Origin of the sequence: Clostridioides sp. ZZV14-6150, from assembly GCF_020657875.1 — a bacterium.
Taxonomy (GTDB): Bacteria; Bacillota; Clostridia; order Peptostreptococcales; family Peptostreptococcaceae; genus Clostridioides.
Map to the genome: position 1 here is coordinate 328,521 of NZ_JAGWDA010000001.1, position 23,260 is coordinate 351,780.

The 23,260-nt window shown below is 28.6% G+C and carries 18 protein-coding genes and 1 other annotated feature; of the genes, 5 read left to right on the forward strand and 13 right to left on the reverse strand.

Annotated features, from left to right (window positions below):
- Window positions 1-10 precede the first annotated feature (10 nt).
- The 5 genes from panB to KGF41_RS01515 all read right to left on the reverse strand — a co-directional run bounded on the left by panB (window position 11) and on the right by KGF41_RS01515 (window position 5,335).
- The gene (panB, locus tag KGF41_RS01495) at window positions 11-838 is read right to left on the reverse strand and encodes a 3-methyl-2-oxobutanoate hydroxymethyltransferase (protein WP_227828171.1); all 828 of its coding nucleotides are present in this window, start codon (window positions 836-838) and stop codon (window positions 11-13) included.
- Window positions 813-1,751: a DUF2520 domain-containing protein gene (locus KGF41_RS01500; protein ID WP_227850128.1), complete on the reverse strand. Its 939-nt coding sequence runs from the start codon at window positions 1,749-1,751 to the stop codon at window positions 813-815. Before KGF41_RS01500 ends, panB begins: the two co-directional genes overlap by 26 nt.
- A gap of 429 nt (window positions 1,752-2,180) precedes the next feature.
- The gene (locus KGF41_RS01505) at window positions 2,181-2,519 is read right to left on the reverse strand and encodes a DUF2325 domain-containing protein (protein ID WP_021385441.1); all 339 of its coding nucleotides are present in this window, start codon (window positions 2,517-2,519) and stop codon (window positions 2,181-2,183) included.
- A 283-nt stretch (window positions 2,520-2,802) separates the two neighbouring features.
- Window positions 2,803-4,119 carry an argininosuccinate lyase gene (gene argH / locus KGF41_RS01510; protein WP_227828170.1) on the reverse strand — a complete coding sequence of 439 codons (1,317 nt, stop codon included), beginning with the start codon at window positions 4,117-4,119 and terminating at the stop codon, window positions 2,803-2,805.
- 87 nt (window positions 4,120-4,206) lie between these two features.
- Window positions 4,207-4,417 (reverse strand) — a binding site (T-box leader).
- A gap of 78 nt (window positions 4,418-4,495) precedes the next feature.
- Window positions 4,496-5,335, reverse strand: a complete 840-nt coding sequence (locus KGF41_RS01515; protein WP_227842125.1) for a Cof-type HAD-IIB family hydrolase — start codon at window positions 5,333-5,335, stop codon at window positions 4,496-4,498.
- 342 nt (window positions 5,336-5,677) lie between these two features.
- Here KGF41_RS01515 and KGF41_RS01520 point away from each other — a divergent pair, with 342 nt between their 5' ends.
- Window positions 5,678-6,781, forward strand: a complete 1,104-nt coding sequence (locus KGF41_RS01520) for a pyridoxal phosphate-dependent aminotransferase (protein ID WP_227828168.1) — start codon at window positions 5,678-5,680, stop codon at window positions 6,779-6,781.
- Window positions 6,782-6,843: 62 nt separating this feature from the next.
- On the opposite strand, the gene KGF41_RS01525 is transcribed toward KGF41_RS01520, so the two are convergent.
- A complete protein-coding gene (locus tag KGF41_RS01525; protein ID WP_227828167.1) occupies window positions 6,844-9,483 on the reverse strand; it encodes a cation-translocating P-type ATPase in 2,640 nt (879 codons plus the stop codon).
- Window positions 9,484-9,808: 325 nt separating this feature from the next.
- The gene (locus tag KGF41_RS01530; protein WP_227856284.1) at window positions 9,809-10,456 is read right to left on the reverse strand and encodes a M15 family metallopeptidase; all 648 of its coding nucleotides are present in this window, start codon (window positions 10,454-10,456) and stop codon (window positions 9,809-9,811) included.
- Between the two features lie 279 nt (window positions 10,457-10,735).
- Here KGF41_RS01530 and KGF41_RS01535 point away from each other — a divergent pair, with 279 nt between their 5' ends.
- The gene (locus KGF41_RS01535; protein ID WP_227841078.1) at window positions 10,736-11,626 is read left to right on the forward strand and encodes a TetR/AcrR family transcriptional regulator; all 891 of its coding nucleotides are present in this window, start codon (window positions 10,736-10,738) and stop codon (window positions 11,624-11,626) included.
- 3 nt (window positions 11,627-11,629) lie between these two features.
- A complete protein-coding gene (locus KGF41_RS01540; protein WP_227828164.1) occupies window positions 11,630-13,039 on the forward strand; it encodes an MDR family MFS transporter in 1,410 nt (469 codons plus the stop codon).
- A 158-nt stretch (window positions 13,040-13,197) separates the two neighbouring features.
- Here KGF41_RS01540 and KGF41_RS01545 read toward each other — a convergent pair whose 3' ends face one another.
- Both KGF41_RS01545 and ilvA read right to left on the reverse strand, forming a co-directional pair.
- Window positions 13,198-13,578 (reverse strand): RidA family protein, encoded by a 381-nt coding sequence (locus KGF41_RS01545; RefSeq protein WP_227432527.1) that lies wholly within the window; start codon window positions 13,576-13,578, stop codon window positions 13,198-13,200.
- Window positions 13,579-13,672: 94 nt separating this feature from the next.
- Window positions 13,673-14,890 (reverse strand): threonine ammonia-lyase, encoded by a 1,218-nt coding sequence (gene ilvA, locus KGF41_RS01550; RefSeq protein ID WP_227828163.1) that lies wholly within the window; start codon window positions 14,888-14,890, stop codon window positions 13,673-13,675.
- Between the two features lie 656 nt (window positions 14,891-15,546).
- Between ilvA and aspD the strand changes: the two genes are divergently transcribed.
- Window positions 15,547-17,175 carry an aspartate 4-decarboxylase gene (gene aspD / locus KGF41_RS01555; protein WP_227828162.1) on the forward strand — a complete coding sequence of 543 codons (1,629 nt, stop codon included), beginning with the start codon at window positions 15,547-15,549 and terminating at the stop codon, window positions 17,173-17,175.
- A 120-nt stretch (window positions 17,176-17,295) separates the two neighbouring features.
- Window positions 17,296-18,291: an asparaginase gene (locus KGF41_RS01560; RefSeq protein ID WP_227828161.1), complete on the forward strand. Its 996-nt coding sequence runs from the start codon at window positions 17,296-17,298 to the stop codon at window positions 18,289-18,291.
- Between the two features lie 146 nt (window positions 18,292-18,437).
- Here KGF41_RS01560 and leuS read toward each other — a convergent pair whose 3' ends face one another.
- The 4 genes from leuS to nadD all read right to left on the reverse strand — a co-directional run bounded on the left by leuS (window position 18,438) and on the right by nadD (window position 22,938).
- The gene (gene leuS, locus KGF41_RS01565) at window positions 18,438-20,858 is read right to left on the reverse strand and encodes a leucine--tRNA ligase (RefSeq protein ID WP_227828160.1); all 2,421 of its coding nucleotides are present in this window, start codon (window positions 20,856-20,858) and stop codon (window positions 18,438-18,440) included.
- 350 nt (window positions 20,859-21,208) lie between these two features.
- Complete coding sequence (rsfS, locus tag KGF41_RS01570; RefSeq protein ID WP_227828159.1) at window positions 21,209-21,559, reverse strand: ribosome silencing factor; 351 nt, start codon at window positions 21,557-21,559, stop codon at window positions 21,209-21,211.
- Window positions 21,560-21,675: 116 nt separating this feature from the next.
- Window positions 21,676-22,248: a bis(5'-nucleosyl)-tetraphosphatase (symmetrical) YqeK gene (gene yqeK / locus KGF41_RS01575; RefSeq protein ID WP_227432521.1), complete on the reverse strand. Its 573-nt coding sequence runs from the start codon at window positions 22,246-22,248 to the stop codon at window positions 21,676-21,678.
- Window positions 22,249-22,938, reverse strand: a complete 690-nt coding sequence (nadD, locus tag KGF41_RS01580; protein WP_227828158.1) for a nicotinate-nucleotide adenylyltransferase — start codon at window positions 22,936-22,938, stop codon at window positions 22,249-22,251.
- Between the last annotated feature and the right edge of the window lie 322 nt (window positions 22,939-23,260).

The window sequence follows — 23,260 nt, forward strand, 5'->3', positions numbered from 1 at the left end:
ATCCTTAATCTTAGTATAATTTTTCTAATTCAGATTCATTTATTGAAAAGCTATGTTTTTCTTGTGGAAATGCACCAGTTTCAACTTCTAGTATGTAATTTTTAATTGAATCTTTCATTATATCTCCTATATTTGCGTATTGCTTTACAAATTTAGGTACAAAATCTCCAAACATCCCCAACATATCTTGATAAACTAAAATTTGACCATCACAATTAATTCCTGCTCCTATCCCTATTGTAGGAATTGAAATAGAATTAGTCACCATCTCAGCTATTTTAGCAGGAACTCCTTCAAGGACAATAGAAAATGCTCCTGCTTTTTCTATTAATTTAGCATCTTCAATGAGTTGTTTTGCTGTTTCACTAGTATTTCCTTGAACCTTAAATCCACCAAATGAATTTACAGATTGAGGTGTTAGTCCTAAATGGCCCATTACAGGTATTTGAGCATTTACAATGTTTTTTATTTGTTCTATAACGTTTGAGCCACCCTCTAATTTCACAGCATGTGCCCCACCTTCTTTTACAAGTCTGCCAGCATTTTTAACAGCATCTTCTATAGAAACATGGTAAGATAGAAATGGCATATCACTTACGATTAAGGCATTTTTTGCACCATTTTTTACAGCTTTTGTGTGATATATAATTTCATCTATAGTAACAGATAGAGTGTTTTCTTCACCTTTTACTACCATTCCTAATGAATCTCCTATTAAAATACCATTTATGTTACATTCATCCATTATTTTTGCCATTGAGTAATCATAAGCTGTAAGCATAGACAGCTTCCTTCCTTCACTTTTAGCATTTTTAAAAGTCAGTATAGTATTTTTCATTGTTTTTTCCTCCTAAAATTTTGTAAATCTCTTTGTATTTTTCAGATTTACTTATTAAATTTTCGACTGCATTTTCTATAGAAATATTTTTTGTACATTTTAATGAATCTTCATTTTCCAAGGCAATTATTTTTAGTAGATTTAAGGAGAGTATTTTGTAAATATCTTCATCTTTTTTATCTAATGCTGATAAATGTTTTTTTATTGGTGTTATATCCCCACGAACAACAGGTCCAGTAAGGGATTTAGTAAATCCATTATCAAGTATGTTTTCTATATTTATTTTGACCAAAGGATTTATAGCTTTTAAAGCTTCTTCTTCAGATAAACCCAATTTAATAAAGTAACTTACTCCTACATCTAGTAAAGATAACACTAAATTTGAAACTAAAACATTAGCTACATGATAAGTGGATGAAGTATTTTTATCTCTTATAAAAAACTGATTTCCTAAGCTATTTATAAAATTTTGAATAAATAAATCATCTTTTTCATTATCACCTTCTATGGAAAAACAAATGTCTTTCATTTTTTTAATATCAGTATTTTTATTGGAAAATGCAAATATAGGATGGACAGAATAAATTAATGCACCTGCTTTTTTTGAACAGAACAATATACTAGATTTTAAAGAACCACTTGTGTGGCAAATGTATTTATGTTTTAAATTAAATTTGGAAAGTTTTTTGTCTATGATTTCAATAGAATCATCTGATGTTGTAATAAATAATATATCATTTTCATAAATAATGTCTTTCAAGTTACTATAAATCTTTGTTTTTGTTAAATCTGTTGATTCTAATAAAGATAATTGATTTCTTCCATAAAAGCCTGTTACACAATAATCTTTTGACAAAAAATAATTTGCTAAAGATGTACCAACTTTTCCAGAACCAATAAATCCTATTTTAATAGTATCACCTCCAACTTGTGATACAACATCTTAATTTCCAATCTCATTCATGAAGATATGAGTTATATAAGACAAAATAATTAAAAACATTTAAAGTATAGTTCTTATAACAAGATACCATCCATGAATATTCTACCATTTAAATAAAAAATTGACAATTAATTCTACAAAAATTAAGTAAATGTGTTTTTATTTATATTTTCTTATTTTACTAAAAATGTACTTAACTTAAAAATAATTAAAATAATATTTTTATCATATTCTTCCATAATCTCTTTAACATTTTAGTTTTGTTAAAAATTAAAAATGTGCTCCTTCCTTCTATATTGTGATATTTTAATTATCACAACTTTTGGGAAGAATACACACTTTATTTTACACACTCAATTTATATTGAGTATGTATTCTCAAACTTATTAAATTATATATTTATGTATTTTTCTGTTTTTGCTTATCATTAAGTTTACATTTTGAACAGTTTCCTAGACATTCATCAACCATATCTAGACATTCATTAAATGCTACTTTACTACTATTTTTATGTCTTACGATTAATATATCTTGTTTTTTAGCCTGAGACTCAACTGTTCTAGACATCTTATGTGAAACTGTTGATGTAAGTATAACAACGGCATCAGGTTTTCCTATAGAGTTATTTAATTTAGATGACATAGTAGTGTATACTTTTGTTTTATAACCTTTTTTCTTGGCCATAACCATATAATCTTTTTCCATTCTTTCATGGCCACCAATCACTAATAAGTTCATTAGACTGCCTCCCGCCTTATTTGATATTGATTTTCATTATTATTTATATTATATATAATAATATCTAGAAATAAATTTGTCAACACTTATTGATATTAATTATCATTTTAATAATAGAAGTTTTTATTTTTAGTAACTTTTCAGTGTTAATAAATTTAAATTTATTGACACTAAAAAGTTATTGATATTGCATTATAAATAATGTTTTATATAATAAAAAGCTGTGAAATTTGATGATATCACTCATCAAATTCACAGCTTTTAAAAACTTAATCTATTACTATTATTTTAAATTCTTTTTTATTCCTTTGTTTAATATACTTTCATAATCGATAAAGTCATAAATATCTTCCTTAAATACAGCTGAAAACTTATGTAATTCTTCTAGTGTTAAATCTTCTATTGCTTTTTTATTGTCTTCACAATATATCACAATACTTCCAACTATTCCATGTGCATCTCTAAAGGCAACATTATTTTTAACTAGATAGTCAGCAACTTCTGTGGCATTTAAAAAACCATTTTTAACTGCTTGTTTCATTTTATCTTCATTTACCTTTAATGTAGCTATCATTCTTTCCATTATTTGTATACACATTTCAAGAGTGTGTACACTATCAAAGAATCCTTCCTTATCTTCTTGCATATCTTTATTATAAGCTAGTGGTATACCTTTCATAACTGTAAAAAGACCAAATAAATTTCCATATACTCTACCAGTCTTACCTCTTATAAGTTCTGCACCATCAGGATTTTTCTTTTGAGGCATTATACTACTTCCAGTAGTATATAAATCATCTATTTCAACAAACCCAAATTCTTGTGAACTCCAAAGTATCAATTCTTCACTAAGTCTACTTAAATGCATCATTATGATTGAAAAATCACTCATTAGTTCTAATAAATAGTCCCTATCACTTACACCATCCATAAAATTATCTACAACTTTTTTAAACCCTAATTGCTCACAAGTTATATTTCTATCTATATCATGTGTAGTTCCTGCCAAAGCTCCACAACCTAAAGGTGACTCGTCCAATATCTCTATAGCATTTTTTATTCTTTTTTCATCTCTATCAAACATACTATAATATGCCATCAAGTGATGTTTAAAAGTTACCACTTGTGCTCTTTGAAGATGAGTATATCCTGGCATCATTACTGAATTTTTATCAGCAACATCTTTTATAGTTTCTTTAAATCCAGATATTAACTCCACTAAATCGCTTGCCTTTTCTTTCGCATATAATCTCATATCAACTGCAACTTGGTCATTTCTACTACGTGCTGTATGAAGTTTCTTCCCAACATCACCTATTCTTTGAATTAAGTTTATCTCAGTAAAACTATGTATATCTTCATAATCTCCATCTAATGCCAATTTTCCATTTTCAATATCTTCAAGTATTCCATTTAGACCTTCTGTTATAGCTTTTCCCTCTTCATCTGTTAAAAGCCCACATTTTACTTGCATATAGACATGTGCTATACTTCCTTCAATATCTTTTTTGTACAGCACACAGTCATACCCAAAAGATTTATTAAATTCTTCCATAAGTTGATTTTCAGCTTTTCTAAAGCGTCCACCCCATAATTTCATATTTTTCACCTCATATTTTAATTTTTTATATTTTAATTGTAATATTTTTACTTTAGCTAAAAATAAAAAATCTCTTGGTCAAAAAGACCAAGAGACGAAATATTCCGTGTTACCACTCTAGTTGATAAACAATGTTTACCCACTCTATTCTCTTAAGGCGAGATTACCTATTACCATACTGAATTTCAAGTAATATTCTCCAAAGCTCTCTTCAATATAAAGTATTATCATTAGGCTTACACCATCCCTAACTCGCTGAGACTTGCTTTATATCTACTCTCTTCTTCACTGAATCTAAATTTTTATATTTTACCTATTTGTATTATAATTACTATCTATAAAATAGTCAACCTATTTTTTCCTTTAAATGCCTTTTTTAAGAACTAAGTGACTCTTCTAACTCAAAAAACTTATAAATTGCTTTTGCAACTCCACTCTCTTGGTTGCTGTCTGTCACATAATCGGCCTCTTGTTTAATCAATTCTTCTGCATTTCCCATAGCTACACCAAGACCAGCAAATTTTATCATTTCTATATCATTGTAATTATCTCCAAATGCAATTATATCTTCTCTATCTATGTTCATTTTTTCAGCTAAAATTTTAACCGCATTGCCTTTATCAACACCAATATTCATAACTTCAATATTATTTGGCCAAGAAGAAGTTATTTTTATGCCTTGAACTTTTTTTAATTCTTTTCTTATTTCGTCTAAAATAGCTGGATTTTTTTCTTCTATTATTACAAACTTTAATATGTCATTTTTAGAAATCTCTTCTCTTAAATCATCTCTTACAATGACTTCTGTTTCAGAACCCAAAAACACACTTATTCTATCTTCACGTCCTTCTATTTTTTTTGAAAGCATAGAATCTATACTATTACATTGATAGTAAATATTGTATTTGTCTAGCACATCTAAAATATCTAGACATGTTTTTGTATCAATTTTATTTGAATATATTATATTTCCATTTTGTTCCCTTATCAATGAACCATTACAAGCTATTATTGGCATATCTTCTTTAAGAAAATCTACATTGCATTTAGCTGAATCGAAAGCTCTCCCTGTTGCTAAAGTTACATTAATACCACTTTTAATAACTTTTTGTAGTGCAGTTTTATTTTCATCAGTAACTTTATGGTTATTTCCCAATAAAGTTCCATCCATATCTGTTACAATCAATTTATATCCCATCATCCAACTCCATAACATTTTATTGTATACTTATATTTCCTTAATCTAATTTAAAGAATTACCCTTATTAAATTATATCATAACTTTACACTTAAACTATTCCAATTTATAAAATTAATAACATTCCTATACCTCCATATCAAAGCAAAATAAATCGTTTCTTGTAGTATTTTTCTGAATATTTTCAATTTATAGTCTTATAATGCTAGAAATTTTACAATATATGATATATAATCATATTAAATAAAGTGAGCTATTATAATATTTATATTCGTTTTTTACTATCATGTATTTTCACAATATTTTAAATCTAGCAACTTTTTTAACATTTATTATTGACTAAATAAGGAGTGATAAACTATGAAATTAAAAATTAACAAAGCTATTGAAATGCAGTTGAAAAAAAGTTATGCCATAGAATCTGGTCATTGCGAAAATGTATTCGAGATAGATTGTGGCGAAGGTATAAACACAGTATCTTTCTCAAATAAAGCTGTAGAAGCTTTTAATGCTTTAGAATTTGATATGATAAGAGGATACCCGCATTCAATTAGTCTAAAAGACAATATAGTTGATTATTGGAAAGACTTTACAACACTAACTACTGATAGAATTTGTCTAGCGGATGGTTCTATACATGTTATTTATCTTTTAAATAGATTATTTATTGAAAAAGGAGATAAAGTTTTAGGATGTTCACCTCAATTTTCAGAATATGAAACAGATATAAAAATGCATGGTGCTACTTATGACTATGTTCTTTTAAAGAAAGAAAATAACTTCAAGTTTAATGAAAAAGAATTTATTGAAAAAATAAATTCAGAATATAAAGTAATTTACATAGATAACCCAAATAATCCTACTGGACAAGTTATACCTCTATCATCAATTGAAAATATAGTAAAAGAGGCAGAAAAATATGATATAGCTGTTATGGTAGATGAGGCTTATGGTGAATATATGCCAAAAGAAAATTCAGCTGTAAAACTTTTAAATGATTATGACAATGTAATTGTTTTAAAAACATTCTCAAAAGGTTTTGGTTTAGCAGGACTAAGAGCAGGATATGCAGTCCTTCCTGAACAACTTGTTAATCCTATTAAAAAGATATCTACTCCTTACGAAATATCTGAAATCTCTCGTAGTATTGCAGCTAATTTATTAGACGATGTTCAATTTATAGAAGAATTAAAAGAAAAAACAAAAGCTATAAAAAATCAACTATTGATTCCATGGAAAAACCTTAACATAGCTGAGACTAGTGATACTGTATCTATAATGACAGTTGAACATAAAAACAAAGATATAGATTTACAACAAGAATTTGCAAAATTAAAAATAAGAGTTATATCTGGTAGCGATTTTACTGGACTTGATAAAAACTTTATAAGATTTAGAATGCCTGAAGAAAAAGAACTTCCTGAAGTTATAAAAGCATTCCAAATAATCGATAACTTAGAATAAATCTAACTATATAGGGGACATATTGATTTTATCAATATGTCCCTTTAGTTTAGTATTTTTAATTATTTTACAGTATTTCTATTCATTAATTTATTAAGTTCCATCAATATTGATGAAAGTAATGCTAAACCTAAACAAATTCCTAATTCATATAAACCAAATACTGTTGGAATAGAGAATATTCCTCTCAAAACTGGCATTAATGTTAAAGAGTAAAGTCCAAAACATATTAAAACTGCTCCTATAACATATTTATTACTAAAAAAGCCTAGTTTTACTATTGTCTGATTATTAGAACGTGCAGGCAATGTTTGCATTATTCTCGCTAATATTAAAGTTGAAAATGCCATCGCTACACCAAGTTCTGGTGATACTTGTAGCCCTATATATTGTGCAATTATTGTAACTATACCAATTATACAACCTCTTATAGCCACTGCTTTTAATGTTCCTCCTGCCAATATACTTTCATCTGGATGTCTAGGAGGTTTATTCATTATATTTTTTTCTGATTTTTCAAACCCTAATGCTATTGCTGGTAAGGAGTCATTTACTAGGTTTATAAATAAAAGTTGTAAAGCTGTAAATGGATTTGACCATCCTGCAAATACTGCAAATAAGATAGCCACTATGGCACCCAAGTTTCCTGCAAATAAATAAGTTATTGCTTTTATTATATTGCTATATACTGTTCTACCAACTTCAACAGCATTTACTATACTTGCAAAGTTATCATCAACTAATACCATAGCAGAAGCATCTTTTGCTACATCAGTACCACTTCCCATACCTATACCTATATCTGCTTGTTTTAAAGCTGGTGCATCATTGACACCATCACCAGTCATAGCAGTTATGTTATTCTTATGTTGCCATGCTTTTACTATACGAATTTTGTTTTCTGGGGAAACTCTGGCATATACACTTATATCTTCTAATTTTTTATTTAATTCTTCTTCACTTAATGCATCTAACTCTTTCCCTGTAAGTGCTAAATCTCCATCTTCCATTATACCTATTTCTTTTGCAATTGCTGCTGCTGTTGTTTTATGGTCTCCAGTTATCATAACGGTTTTTATACCAGCACTCTTCGCTTCTTTTACTGCATCCATTACTTCTTCTCTTGGTGGGTCTATCATTGCCATTATACCAACCAATGTCATATCATGTTCATCATCAATTGAAGGTGTAAAACCTTCTTCTGGGACATCTTTTATTGCAAATGCTAATACTCTAAGTGCTCTATTTGAAAACTCTTCATTTCTCTTCTTGTATTCTTCTATTATCTCATCTGTTATGTCTACTTTTGAGCCATTTTTTAAAGCATATTTACATCTACTAAATACAATATCTGGAGCACCTTTTGTAAACATTATATAATCTCCATATATACTATTTACTGTAGACATAAGCTTTCTATCTGAATCAAATGGTATTTCATTTATTCTAATATATTTACTTCTTAATTTATCATAATCTAAATCGTTTTTGCTTGAATAATTTATTAATGCAACTTCTGTTGGGTCACCAACTTCTTTTCCATCACTAGTTATATGAGAATCATTACATAATGTAGAAACCATAGTCAACAATTTAGCATGGTAAGAATAATTTATATTTTCTTTATTAAGCTCATCATTGTTAGTTCCATACATATAACAGTCCACAACTGTCATTTTATTTTGTGTAAGAGTACCTGTTTTATCAGTACATATAACACTTGTTGAACCTAAAGTCTCTACAGCTGGTAATTTCCTTATTATAGCTTGTTTCTTTGCCATACTATTTGTTCCAACAGCCAGTACTATAGTAACTATTGATGATAAAGCTTCTGGTATTGCTGCTACTGCTACTGCTACAGAAAACATGAATGAATCGAGAATAATTTGTGTCATTTCTCCATTCCCAGCCATCATGTAATTTCTTGCTACCTGAATTATAAATATTAAGAGTGCAAGTACTACAATACCTACACCAAGCTTTTTACTGAAAGCTTCTATTTTTTGTTGTAATGGTGTCAACTTATTTTCGGCAGTTTCTAAAAGACCAGCTATTTTACCCATTTCAGTCTCCATACCTGTTCCAGTTACTACAAATGAACCTCTACCATAAACTACTACAGCACCACTAAATACCATGTTTTTTTGGTCACCTAAACTTACATCTTCGTTTATTTTTTCTGTATGTTTTAGAACTGGTTCTGATTCACCAGTTAACATCCCTTCTACAACCTTTAATGATTGTGCTTCTATAAGTCTTCCGTCTGCTGGTATGTAATCACCAGCTTCTAAAAATACGATATCTCCAACTACTAAATTTTTTGCTGGAATTGTCATTTTCTTATTGTCTCTTATTACCTTTGCATTTGGTGCGGATAAATTTTTCAAACTTTCTAATGAACTTTCTGCTTTTTTTGTTTGTACAACACCTAAAACAGAGTTGATAATAATAACTGCAAAAATTATTATGGACTCTACAGTTTCACCTAAAAATATTTGTACTAAAGCAGCTATCAATAGAATTATTACCAGTGGGTCTTTAAAACTTTCTAAGAAAAGCTTATACGTAGGAACCTTATCTGCTTCCTTTAATTCGTTAGTTCCATTTTTTTCTAATAGCTCTTCTGCTCTTTCTTTGCTCAAACCATTTAAGCTTGAGTCTAAATTTTTAATTATTTCTTGATAAGTACTTTTGTAAGACATTTGTTGCCCTCCTCTTTAATAAATTTATTTTATGTTTGGGGACTCTTATGTATACTTGAAATTTGAAATTTTTCAAATAAAAAATTCCTTGAATAAAAAAAGCCCCCAAAACAAACATACTTAATGCTTATTTTGAAGGTCTTGCTATCAAGGAATTCCTTGCTAATTAACCGAGTATTTCTACTGTCCTGACGATTAATTACCACTTTCGTGTAAGCTACTCCCCTTCGAGTAGTTATCTTTAATTGTACTTACATTATAACACTTTACACAATTAATAGTCTAGCTTATTTTTTATTTTAACCTAAATTTAACAAATTATGGCTTAATCTATATGCAAATATTCTTCTAGAGTTAAATTGTTCATTGCAAAGTTTTTACTGTGTTCAGTTCCAACATATCTATAGTGCCATGATTCATACATGTATCCTGTTATATTTTCTTTTCCCTCTGGATATCTAAGTATAAATCCATACTTATATGCATTTTCATACAGCCACTTAGCTTCTTTTGTATTATTAAATTTTTTATTTGCCCAACAAGATTGGTCGTCTCCTCCAATATCAAATGCAAGTCCAGTTTGATGTTCACTTTCTCCTGGCTTAGCTGAAAATCTGTTTGCTTCCTTCTCACCATGTTTTTCTGCATATGAGTTAAATAATTTTTCTTGATATTTGTAACTTCTATATGTACTGAAGGCTTTTAGATTTAATCCTGCTTTTTGAGCATCTTTATTCATTTTATAAAAAGCATCTTTTGCTTCATTACTTTCTTGTGGAGAATAGTCTTCAGGTAAACTATACTTTTTGTTTGCTACTACAATATTATTTATTGATAGAACGTTCACACCTTTTCTATACTTACTTATTTCATATGCCATAATTTTATTTTCTCCACTAGAGATATTAATAAACATTTTTGCGAAAACTAGAAAAAATGCAAAAGCTATAATCAAACCTCTTTTCTTTTTCATATACTACACCCCCATAATTTAGATTTAATACCTAAAAAATTTAAAGACATTTTACTTCATAGTATAATCATATCATTAATTTATTGCAAATTCTTTAAACAATTCTTAAGAAACTCTTAAATTCTCCTTTATATTACTAAAACTAACAATATTTTTTTCAATTTTTTTATATCACAGGTCCAGATATTGATTTTTTTTCCAAATGATGTATAATGTATTTATGGAAACTTTAAAGTACTACTTAGTACTTATCGTTTTTATATGAAAGGAGATAGCCAATTGACTGACAAGCAAAAACTTATTATAACTATTGCTCAAAGAATCTTTGACCAAAAAGGTTTTCAAAATACTTCAATACTAGATATTGTAAAAGAATGTAAAATGTCTAAAGCTACTTTTTATAAACATTTTGAAACTAAAGAAAGTTTTATCTGTGAAATAATTAATTATTATGATGAAAAATTTTTAGAAATTATACATTCTATTAATGAAAATAAAGATATCCATCCATCTGAAAAATTAAAAAGAAAAATAATAGCTGTATGGGGAAATATTTTTTCTAGAACTACTATAAATACTTATGTGAGGGAAAATTTCTCTGAAGTGCAACGTAAAACGACAAGTAAGTTACAAAAAAAATCTCGTGCTAATTTATTAAATGAATATAAGTTGAGTTTATTTGATAATTATGGCAACAAAATAGAAAACATTCTATTTGATTTAGTTTTCTTACTAGATGCTCTAATTCACCAGTTTACATATATTATTCATATACAAAAAAGAGAAATAAATGTATACTTTATTGCTGAATTTACTATCCAAATACTCGATTTAGTTGTAGAAAATGCTGATAACCTAAATCCTTTAATTGAAAAATCAATGTTTTTATATGAACAAGAAGATGAAGCTTACTCTTCTCTTTATAGTAAATCATTATTTTTTAAAACAATACAGGATATAGAAGAGCTAATCAAAACAAACACTTCTCTTATTGAAAACCCTAAGTTACTAGAAGCATCAAAAAAATTATATGAAGAAGGAAAAAATCAACTATACGATTCTTTAATTATGGATGCAATGATTACATATCTAGAAAAAGAAGACATTTTGAGACCAAAAGTACTTTTATTGAATAGTATTAAAAATCAGTTAAAAAAGGAGACGTTATAAACTATGGAAATACAAAGTAATAGCAAAAACAATAAAAAAGGAAATTTGATAATAGCAATCGTAATGACTGGCGCTTTTATAAGCTCTCTTAGTCAAACATTACTGGCAACTGCACTTCCCAATATAATGTCAGATTTTAAAATTACTGCTGATGTTGGTCAGTGGTTAACTACAATTTATCTACTTATTGCAGGTATCATTATTCCTACAACAGCTTACTTGATAAATAGATTTAGTACTCGAAAATTATTTATTACATCAATGACTATCTTTTCTTTAGGATGCATTATTGCGCTTTTCTCTCGTGATTTTTCAACTATGTTGATTGCTCGTGTATTACAAGCAGTAGGTTCTGGCTCTTTAATGCCACTTTTACAAGTTATTATATTATATTTATGCCCTATAGAAAAACGTGGTACAGCTATGAGTCTAGTCGGTATTACAGTGGGATTTGCTCCAGCAATAGGACCAACTTTATCTGGATGGTTAGTAGATTCATTTGGTTGGCATAGTTTATTTTTGCTTCTTTCACCTATAGCTATACTAGATGTTATACTTTCATTTATATTATTAAAGAATGTTGGAGAAGCCCAAAAACTAAAACTGGATATACCTTCAATAATACTATCTTCTTTAGGTTTTGGTGGTTTATTGATTGGGTTTACTAATCAAGGTAATTATGGGTGGACTAATAGTGCCACATATTTACCAATAATATTAGGAATTGTATCATTAATTTTATTTACATGGCGTCAATTAAAATCTAAAGAACCATTCTTAGAATTAAGAGTTTTTAAAAATAAACCATTTCTTATTTCTACATTATTAATTATGATTGTATATGCTTCAATGATGTCTGCTACATTAATGATACCTCTATATATTCAATCTGTAAGGGGATTCTCTGCACTTGCTTCAGGTTCTTTAATGATGCCTGGTGCTATACTAATGGTTGCATTAAATCCAGTCGCAGGACGTCATCTAGATAAATATGGTCCTCACGCTCTATCAATATTAGGCACTGGATGTTTATTTTTAGGAACTTTATCTTTTGCGTTTTTAGGCAAGGATACATCTTTAATTCATGTATCATTAATGTATTGTATTCGTATGATTGGTATTTCAATGGTTCTAATGCCATTAACTACATGGGGAATTAAAACACTAGATAGAGAACTTATATCTCATGCTACAGCAATTAATAGTACACTTCGTCAAATATCTGGTGCTATAGGCTCTGCTATACTTATTACTATAATGACAACTGCTACTAAAAAAGCTCACATGAGTTCAGCTATCCTGTCTAATATCCATGGAATAGATGTAGCATTTTCAATAGCAGCCACACTTGCATTTATTGGATTAGTTATATCAATATGTTTTATAAAAGAACGACAAACTATTAGAAGTTAATATAAAAAAAGGAGGTGTCTCAAAATGAACTTTTTAGTTTATGAGGCACTCTTTTTTTGTATGAAATCAAATATATTTTCATCATTTCAACAATGAAAAAAAGGCTTATCTCTATTTTGAGACAGCCCCTTTTTTTCAGTTTGAAAAATATTGTAATCTTATAATACAGCTATTACTTCTATTTCAACTTTAACGTCTTTTGGTAATCTAGCAACTTCTACACAAGCTCTTGCTGGTTTATTTTCTCCAAAATACTCAGCATAAACTTCGTTTATAGCACCAAATTCATTCATATCTTTTATAAATACTGTAGTTTTAACTACATTTGAAAAATCAGCTCCACTTTCAGCTAATATTGCTTTAAGATTTTTTAGAGATTGAGCAGTTTGAGCTTGTACATCTCCTTCAACTACTTCCATAGTTTCTGGTACAAGTGGAACTTGTCCAGATACAAATAATAAGTTTCCAGCTTTTATAGCTTGAGAATATGGTCCTAAAGCTGCTGGTGCATCATTAGTATGCAATACTTCATGTTTCATATTAAAATCCTCCTAATTGGTTAATCTACTATACATAAAATGTATCTTCATACACTATTATACTATTTTTCTTGTATATTATATACACTTTTTATTATAATTCTATAATTTTAAAACCTTTTTCTTCTATTGCTTTCTTTATTTTCGCTATATGGTCATAATCTATTGTTTCTAATATAAATTCCGCACTTTGTTTTCCTAGAGCTTCACCTGCTGATAATTTACCTTGATTAGCACTTAAAATATTTCCACCATTCTCACTTATTATTCTAGTTAATTCAGCAAAGTTTCCTGGCTTATCTTCCATAATTGTGCTAAATGAATATCTTCTTCCTTCTTTAGCTAGAGCAACACCTATTATTCTATATAATGTATTTATATCTATATTACCACCAGATATTATACACACTACATTTTCGTCTTTTGCTGGTACATATTTACCACTTAATATTGCAGCTGTACACACAGCCCCTGCACCTTCTGAAACTATCTTTTGACTTTCCATCATAAATAATATTGATTCAGCTATTTCTGTTTCTTCAACTACTACTATTTCATCAACTAATTCATTTATTATTTCAAAAGTTAAGTCTCCAGGAGTTTTAACAGCTATACCATCAGCTATTGTACTATCATTAAATGCTGTTGTTACTTTGCCGTTTTTAATTGACTCTTTCATTGAAGGTATATTTGCAGTTTGAACACCAACTATTTTTACATTAGGATTTAATGCCTTTGCTGCAACAGCAACACCAGATATTATTCCTCCACCACCAACTGGGCATAGTATAGTATCAACCTTATTATTTAATTGTTCGAAAATTTCAAGAGATATAGTTCCTTGCCCTGCTATAACATATTTATCATTGAATGGATGTAAGAAAGTTGCTCCTGTTTCTTTTTGTATTTCAACAGCTTTTGAATATGCATCATCATAAACTGCGCCATTTAAAACTACTTCTGCTCCATAACCTTTAGTTGCACTAACTTTTGCTAATGGTGCAGTTGCTGGCATTACTATTGTAGATTTTATACCAGTCATTTTTGCGCCTAATGCTACACCTTGTGCATGATTCCCTGCACTTGAAGCTATTACTCCACTTGCTTTTTCTTCGTCTGTTAAACTTGCTATTTTATTACAAGCTCCTCTTAATTTAAAAGACCCTGTTTTTTGAAGGTTTTCACATTTATAAAAAACCTTTGCGCCTGTTTTTTCGCTAAGTTTAACGCTTTCAAGTAAATCAGTTTTTTTAACTATGTCTTTAATGGTCTCTCTAGCTTCTTTCACATCTGTTAAGGTAACATTTATCATTTTATTCCACTCCCGTAAATCCAATTTTTATTTATTACTTTCTATATAATTCTATATCTTTTTTTTTTAAAAATCAACATGTAAACGATTTTTATAATTTTTTAATTAATCACAAAAAAACTAAAAATACAACAATTGAATACAATAAACACATATATTCAATTGAGTTACATTACACTAAATGATAATATTAAAATAATTTTTACTTTTTTATCAAAATAACAGTTTATTCTTTATTATTTTTACTAAAATTTATATTTATATTATTTTGTTTAATTAAAAATTGTTTTTTTTAATTTTCTTTAATAACATTAATATTACCAATCTAACCTAAAATATTTTTATAAACAACTTTAAACAAAAAGAAAGTTTTATTTTATACATTTTCATAATAATAAAACTATACCTTTTACAACAAATAAAATAAAAAAAATAAAATGCAAGTTAAATTAGAGTTTTATTTTATATAGTAATCATTTTTTATTAAAAGGTATTTTATCTTTTAACATACATTTTATAAAGCTAAATAGAGTTATTATTTTAATTTTATACTTTACTTTTTCTATAAACCTATTATAATTAAAGTATAATCATTTTAGGAACTTGTTTATTTTATTATAAAAATGTGAAACTTATTACATAAGGAGGAATTAAACATGAAAAATAATACTTATAAAGAAATCAAAAACATATATGGAAAAATAAGTCCTTTTGAATTTAAGGACAAATTAATAGATATTGCGAAACATACTGCAAATGAAAATCATAGAGAATTGCTTGATGCAGGTCGTGGAAATCCAAATTGGACTTGTTCAACTGCTAGAGAAGCTTTTTTCACTTTTGGTCATTTTGCGATTACTGAAACCCGTTCTAATTGGGATTTAGGTCATTTAGCTGGTATGCCTCAAAAAAAGGGCATTAAGGAAAGATTCTTTAAATATATAAATGAAAATATAGATATGCCTGGAGCGTACTTAGCTAGAGATATTATAAATTTTGGTATAAATGAACTTGGATTTGATGGTGATGAATTTGTTCATGAACTAGCTGATGGGATTATTGGTGATAATTATCCACTTCCAGATAGAATGTTACCTCATATGGAAAAAATAGTGCATGATTATCTAGTTCAAGAAATGAAATATGATATATCAGGTAAATATGGCGATGTAGAAATATTCGCTGTTGAAGGTGCTACAGCTGCTATGTGTTATATATTTGATTCATTAATGGCAAATGAACTTCTAAAAAAGGGCGATACAATAGCTTTAATGACTCCTATATTTACACCTTACCTTGAGATACCTAATCTTCCTCGATATGATTTTAAAGTTGTAAATATAAACGCCAATGCGGTTGATGAAAAAGGTGCTCATACATGGCAGTATACTAAGAAAGAATTAGAAAAGCTTCGTGACAATTCTATTAAAGCTTTATTTGTTGTTAATCCTAACAACCCTGCATCTATAGCTATGGATGAGACATCTTGTAATAATCTAATAGATGTAATTGAAAATTATAATAAGGATTTAATGATAATATCAGATGATGTATATGGGACTTTTGTAGAAGATTTTTCATCATTAATGTCAAAACTTCCTTATAACACGGTTGGAGTTTATTCTTATTCAAAATATTTTGGAGTTACAGGATGGAGACTTGGTACATTCGCTCTTCATAAAAAGAATGTTTTTGATAAAAAAATAAATGATTTAACTGGAGAATTAAAGAAATCAGTAGATAAGCGTTACAGTGATATGAGTCTTAACCCTTCTAGCCTTTCATTTATGGAAAGAGTTGTTGCTGATAGTAGACTTGTTGCTCTCAATCATACTGCTGGTCTTTCAACTCCACAACAAGTTCAAATGTCATTTTTCTCTGCATTTGCATTAATTGATAAAGTTGATGCCTACAAAAAACTTAATATGAGTATATGTCATAGACGTCAAAAACTATTGTTTGAAGCTTTAGAGCTTCCAGTTAATAAAAATAAAAATAATGCTGCATATTATACTCAGTTTGATATTGAAGAATGGGCTAAAATAAACTATGGAGAAGATTTATTCAGATTTATAAGTAAGAATGCATCTCCAGTAGATATACTTTATAGATTGGCTAATGATTATTCAGTAGTCTTACTTAGTGGAAATGGATTCTACGGACCTGAATGGTCAATTAGAATATCTCTAGCAAATCTATATGATGAAGCCTACACTAAAATAGGGAAAGCCATAAGAGAGATATTGAATAGTTATATTGCTGAATGGGAAAAAACAAAGAAATAATTCTAGTACACTGAAATATCTAAATTATGCGAATAAAAGAATTTATATAGACCTAAATAAATTTTTTTGATATAATCCTATCGGAATTATAAATTTTATTTGTGAAAGGCAGAGAATATTATGAGTATTAAGAAAAAAGTTGCCATAGTCTTTACTGGTGGAACTATATCTATGACAGTAGATGATAAAGTAGGTGCTGCTATACCAACTTTATCTGGGGAACAAATATTATCCATGGTCACTAACATTGATAAAGTTGCAGATGTTGAAGTTTTTAATTTTGATGAAATTCCAGGACCTCATATAACACCTTATAGAATGATGGAATTAAAAAATTATGTAAATGATTTATTAGCAAGAAAAGATATCACAGGAGTTGTAATAACACATGGTACTGATAGTTTAGAGGAAACTGCTTATTTTCTAGACCTTACAATTGACAACATTAAGCCTGTAATAGTTACAGGTGCTATGAGAAGTAGCTCTGAACTTGGTTATGATGGTTCAAGCAACTTATCTGCATCAGTTTGTACTGCTGTATCTAAAGATGCTATGGGTAAAGGAGTTCTTGTAGTTTTAAATAATGAAGTACTATTGGCTTCTGAAGCTACTAAAACAAATACACTTTCTTTAAATACTTTTAAATCTTTAACTAGTGGTCCATTGGGAATAATCGACTGTAACGAACTTGTCCTTACAAGAGATATTGTAAATAGAACAATTATAGATACTGATAAGGTAGAATCTAAAGTTGCACTATTTAAAGCATATGTTGGAGAAAATGCAGATTTTATAAGATTTGCTGTTGATAGTGGATATAAAGGTATAGTTATTGAGGCTATGGGTAGAGGTAATATTCCTCCTCAGATGCTTTCTGGTGTTGAATATGCTAGAGAAAAAGGGCTTCCTGTTGTTATAGTTTCTAGATGCCATTCAGGTAGAGTATTTGATAGTTATGGTTACTTTGGTTCTGGTAGAGATTTAAAAAATATAGGATGTATATTTGGTGGAGACCTTCCAGGGCAAAAAGCTAGAATAAAACTTATTTTAGCTCTTGGAAAGACTAATAATATTGATGAAATCAAAGACTTCTTTGAAAAAGGAATCTATTGTTAATTATATTATTGCGTTTAGAATTTAAAATAAATTATATCATAGAGTTTAAAATAAAATTTCCCCCTACTGCAATTTTTTAATTATATTGCAATAAGGGGATTTTATTTTATAGCTTTATTTTTTTATTTATTTCACAATTTTTTTATTTATTTCACAACTATATTAACTAATTTCTTAGGAACTGCAACAACTTTAACTATAGTTTTATCTTCAACTAGAGCTTTAATTTTTTCATCTTCTAAAGCCACTTTTTCCATATCTTCTTTAGATATATTTGAGCTAACAGTTAACTTTCCTCTGACCTTTCCATTAACTTGTACAACAACTTCTATTTCATCTTTTACTAGTGCTGTTTCATCATATTTAGGCCAATCTATATCAAAGACACTTCCTTCTTGACCTATCATAGTCCATAATTCTTCACCTAAATGAGGTGCAAATGGTGAAATTATAGTTACTATTGTTTGTACACCTTCTTTTATAACTGCTTCATTTATATTATCTAGCTCCTTATATTTGTACATATCATTTATTAATTCCATAAGAGCTGATATAGCAGTGTTAAATCCAAATTTCTCACTTAAATCTACAGTAACTTTTTTAAGTGTAGAATGTATAGTATATCTCATATCTTTATCTTGAGAACTTAACTCGCCAAACTCAACATCTTTTTTGAAGACATCTGCTAACTCATCAACTAATCTATATACTCTATTTAAGAATCTAAAGCATCCATCAACACCTTGCTCTGACCAGTCTAAATCTCTTTCTGGTGGTGCTGCAAATAATACGAAAAGTCTTGCAGTATCTGCTCCATATTCATCAATTATATCCATAGGAGATACTGTATTGCCTTTAGACTTACTCATCTTAGAACCGTCCATAAGAACCATACCTTGAGTAAGTAAGTTTTTAAATGGTTCATCAAAGTCTACCATGCCCATACTCTTAAATGCTTTTACAAACCATCTAGCATAAAGTAAATGCATTATAGCATGTTCTACTCCACCTATATATTGGTCTACCGGATGCCATCTGTTAACTAAGTCTTTACTAAATGGTTCATCTTCATTTTTATTGTCTACATATCTTAAGAAATACCAAGAAGAATCAACAAATGTATCCATAGTGTCAACTTCTCTTCTAGCTGGTTTTCCACAGTGAGGACAAGTTGCTGACATAAACTGTTTTGAAGTAGTAAGTGGAGACTCTCCTTTTCCAGTAAATTCAACATCTGTTGGTAAAAGAACTGGTAAATCTTCTTTCTTAACTGGAACTATTCCACACTCATCACAATAAACTACAGGTATAGGACAACCCCAATATCTTTGTCTTGAAACTAACCAGTCTCTTAATCTATAATTAATTGTTCTCTTTCCTCTACCTTCTTTTTCTAATTTATTTATTATTCCTTCAAATCCTTCTGAAGCATCTAATCCATCAAATTCTTCTGAATTTATCATTTTATTATCTTCTGTTATTACATCTATTATATCTAGATTATATTTTTCAGCAAAATCTCTATCTCTTTCATCATGTGCAGGAACTGCCATTATAGCACCTGTTCCATATTCAACTAATACATAGTTTGCTATCCATAGAGGAACTTTTTTTCCATTTAAAGGATTTATAACATATCTACCTATAAACATACCTTCTTTTTCTACATCAGCTGCTGTTCTCTCTATTTCTGTCATAGTATGCATTTTTTGAACAAAAGCTTCAACATCTGCTTCATACTCAGTACCAGCAACCAATTCTTTAACTAGTTCATGTTCTGGAGCAAGTACCATATAAGTAACTCCATAAGTTGTATCTGGTCTAGTTGTAAATACTGTCATAGATTTGTCAGTTCCATCTATATCAAATACTAAATCTGCTCCTGTACTTTTTCCTATCCAGTTTCTTTGCATTATTTTAACTTTTTCTGGCCATCCATCTAATGTATCTAAATCATTAAGTAATTCTTCTGCAAATTCAGTAGTTTTAAAATACCATTGTTCTAAGTCTTTCTTTAATACTGTTGATTTACATCTTTCACATGCTCCTTGAACAACTTGTTCATTTGCAAGAACAGTCTCACAAGAAGGACACCAGTTAACATAAGATTTTTTCTTATATGCAAGACCATGTTCTAAAAATTTCAAAAATATTTCTTGAGTAAATCTATAGTATTCTGGAGTTGAAGTTGCTACTTCTTTATCCCAATCATAGCTAAGCCCTAATAAATTTAATTGTTCTTTCATTTCTTCTATATTTTCCATTGTCCATTTATGTGGATGTATTCCATGTTTTATAGCTGCATTTTCAGCTGGCAAACCAAAAGAATCCCATCCCATTGGATGAAGTACATTATAACCTTCCATTTTTTTGAATCTTGCGACAACATCACCTATAGAATAGTTTCTAACATGTCCCATGTGTATCTTTCCAGACGGATAAGGGAACATTTCTAATGTGTAATAATTAGGTTTTTCAGTTTGTGCTGTATCCATTTTGTATTGGTTATTATCTTTCCAAATTTTTTGCCATTTCGATTCTACTTGTTTAAAATTATATACGCTCATATTTTGCCTCCTATTTTTAGTTGCGTTCAACTACTTTGTTTAATATTATTTACTTATAATTTCCAAATAATTCTTTGAAAATAAAAAATCCTCGTCACTAAACTTACGTTTAGGGACGAGGATAAATCTTCGCGGTACCACCCTAATTAGCCTACTTTTATAGACTCTCTTAGATAGCTTTTAATCCAGCCATGGAGAATAGGTTTTAATCTAGTAAGTTCAAAGTTATATAATATTAGTTCTCACCTTACACTAACTCTCTGAAAAAATATAATCTTTTACTGCTCTAGTCTATTCAATTCAATACAATTTTTCAAATTTTCTAACTATAATAACATATATTATCATGTTTATGCTAATGTGTCAATATCTATATAAGGTGCATCTTTCCATAATTTTTCTAAATTATAAAATCCTCTATTTTCCTCATTAAATACATGAACCATTATATCCCCATAGTCAAGAAGTACCCAAGTTTGAGTTCCTTGTCCTTCTTTTCCTCTTGGCTCTAATCCTAGTTTTGCTAATTCATCTTCAACATTACCAGCTATAGCTTTTACTTGTCTTTGAGAAGATGCTGTAGTAATAACAAAATAATCACATAAACTAGAAACTTTTCCTATATTTATTATAACTGTATCTTGACCCAGCTTATCTTCTATGGCATCATATGCTATTTTTGTCATTTGTTCCACTGTCATATAAAATTTCCTCACTTTCCTAATTTAAATACACTTAGTTATTCTAACATATTAATACGATTTTGTAACATAGTCAACTTTAATTTTATTAATATGTTTGCCTTTATATAAGATTTTTATAATAACTTTTCTTTAATTAGGTAGTTTCTTGCCATAACAGTTCTTGGATGTATTTCTTCTTTTTTATTAATGACAAACATTAAAGTATTATTAAATGAAGTTAAAAGTGCTTCGTCAAGCTTACCTTCATAGGCTAATTCTCTCAATGTATCTACAACTGGAAATTTTCTTCCTTCTTCAATTAAATCTGCTATGTAAATTATTTTTTCTAAAAGAGACATATCTTCTCTTCCTGTTGTATGGTATTTAATTGCATTTATAATATCTTCATCTTCTATACCAAACTCATATTCACATATGTATGACCCTATCACACTATGAGATAGAGAGCGGTTTCCATCTTCTATTGGGTCTAAGTATATTTCATACTTATTAACATAATCCTCTACTTCTTTATCACTTAAGTATTTCGCACAATCATGAATCATCCCCGCTATATAAGCTTTTTCTTTGTCACATCCATAAATTTCACACAATTTTACAGCACATTCTGCAACATTTTTTGAGTGACTAAGCCTCCCTACTGGTAGCATTTGATTTAATCTTTGGTTAATATTCTCTAAGTTCATTTAATCATCTCCATATTGATATAGTTTATTTTCATACAAATAATTTTCTACATTTTCGGGTACTAAGTAACGTATAGACTTGCCTTCATTTAGCTGTTCCCTTATATATGTGGATGATATATCCAATGATGGAACATAAACTGTTATAATGTCAGCATTATATTTTTTAGTCAGTTTCTCTATAGTTTCTTGTGACCTTAATAAGCTAATACCTGGTCTAGTCGCAGCTATAAAAGTAGCTAACTCAAAGTTTTGCTTTACATCTTTCCACTCTTCAACACTACAAATAGCATCTGCCCCTGTTATAAAGTAAATATCAGCATTTTTGTATTTTTTCTTTAAATATTTTAATGTATCGATTGTATAAGTCCTTTTATTTCTTTCGATTTCTATTTTTGAAACTAAAAAATCTTCATTGCTTTCAGTTGCTAGAAGTGTCATATTGTATCTATCATACTTATTTGTAGTGATACCTAATTTATGTGGTGGATTTCCTGATGGTATAAAGATAATTTTGTCAATTTCATACTTATCTCTAATAAACTCTGCTGTTGCTAAATGAGCATAGTGTATAGGGTCAAAAGTACCTCCTAATATACCTATTTTGATTTTGCCTTTATGGCGATTAAATTTCTCTAGTTTTTCAGTATTTTTCAATTCTGCCTTCTGAACTAGATTTTTACTTCTCATATTTTGTCTCCTTTTAATGTTATAATACTATTGTACCATTATTTTTTATTTCTTAAAGCTTATAAATTATTTTTTTTGGTATATAATCATATTTATATGGTAAAAAACACTTTAAAAAATAATTATTTAACATAGTTTCACTTAACTTTTTAATAAAAATAACTTTTTATTATTTTGTCTTAATTTAGATTAAATATAACGTATAATTATAAGTTTTTTATTAAATTTTATTAGTTACTTTTGTTAATATAATTACATATAAAAAAGGAGGTTATCTTTAGTTAATAAAAACATAGACAAATATAGTTATTTATAGTAAATC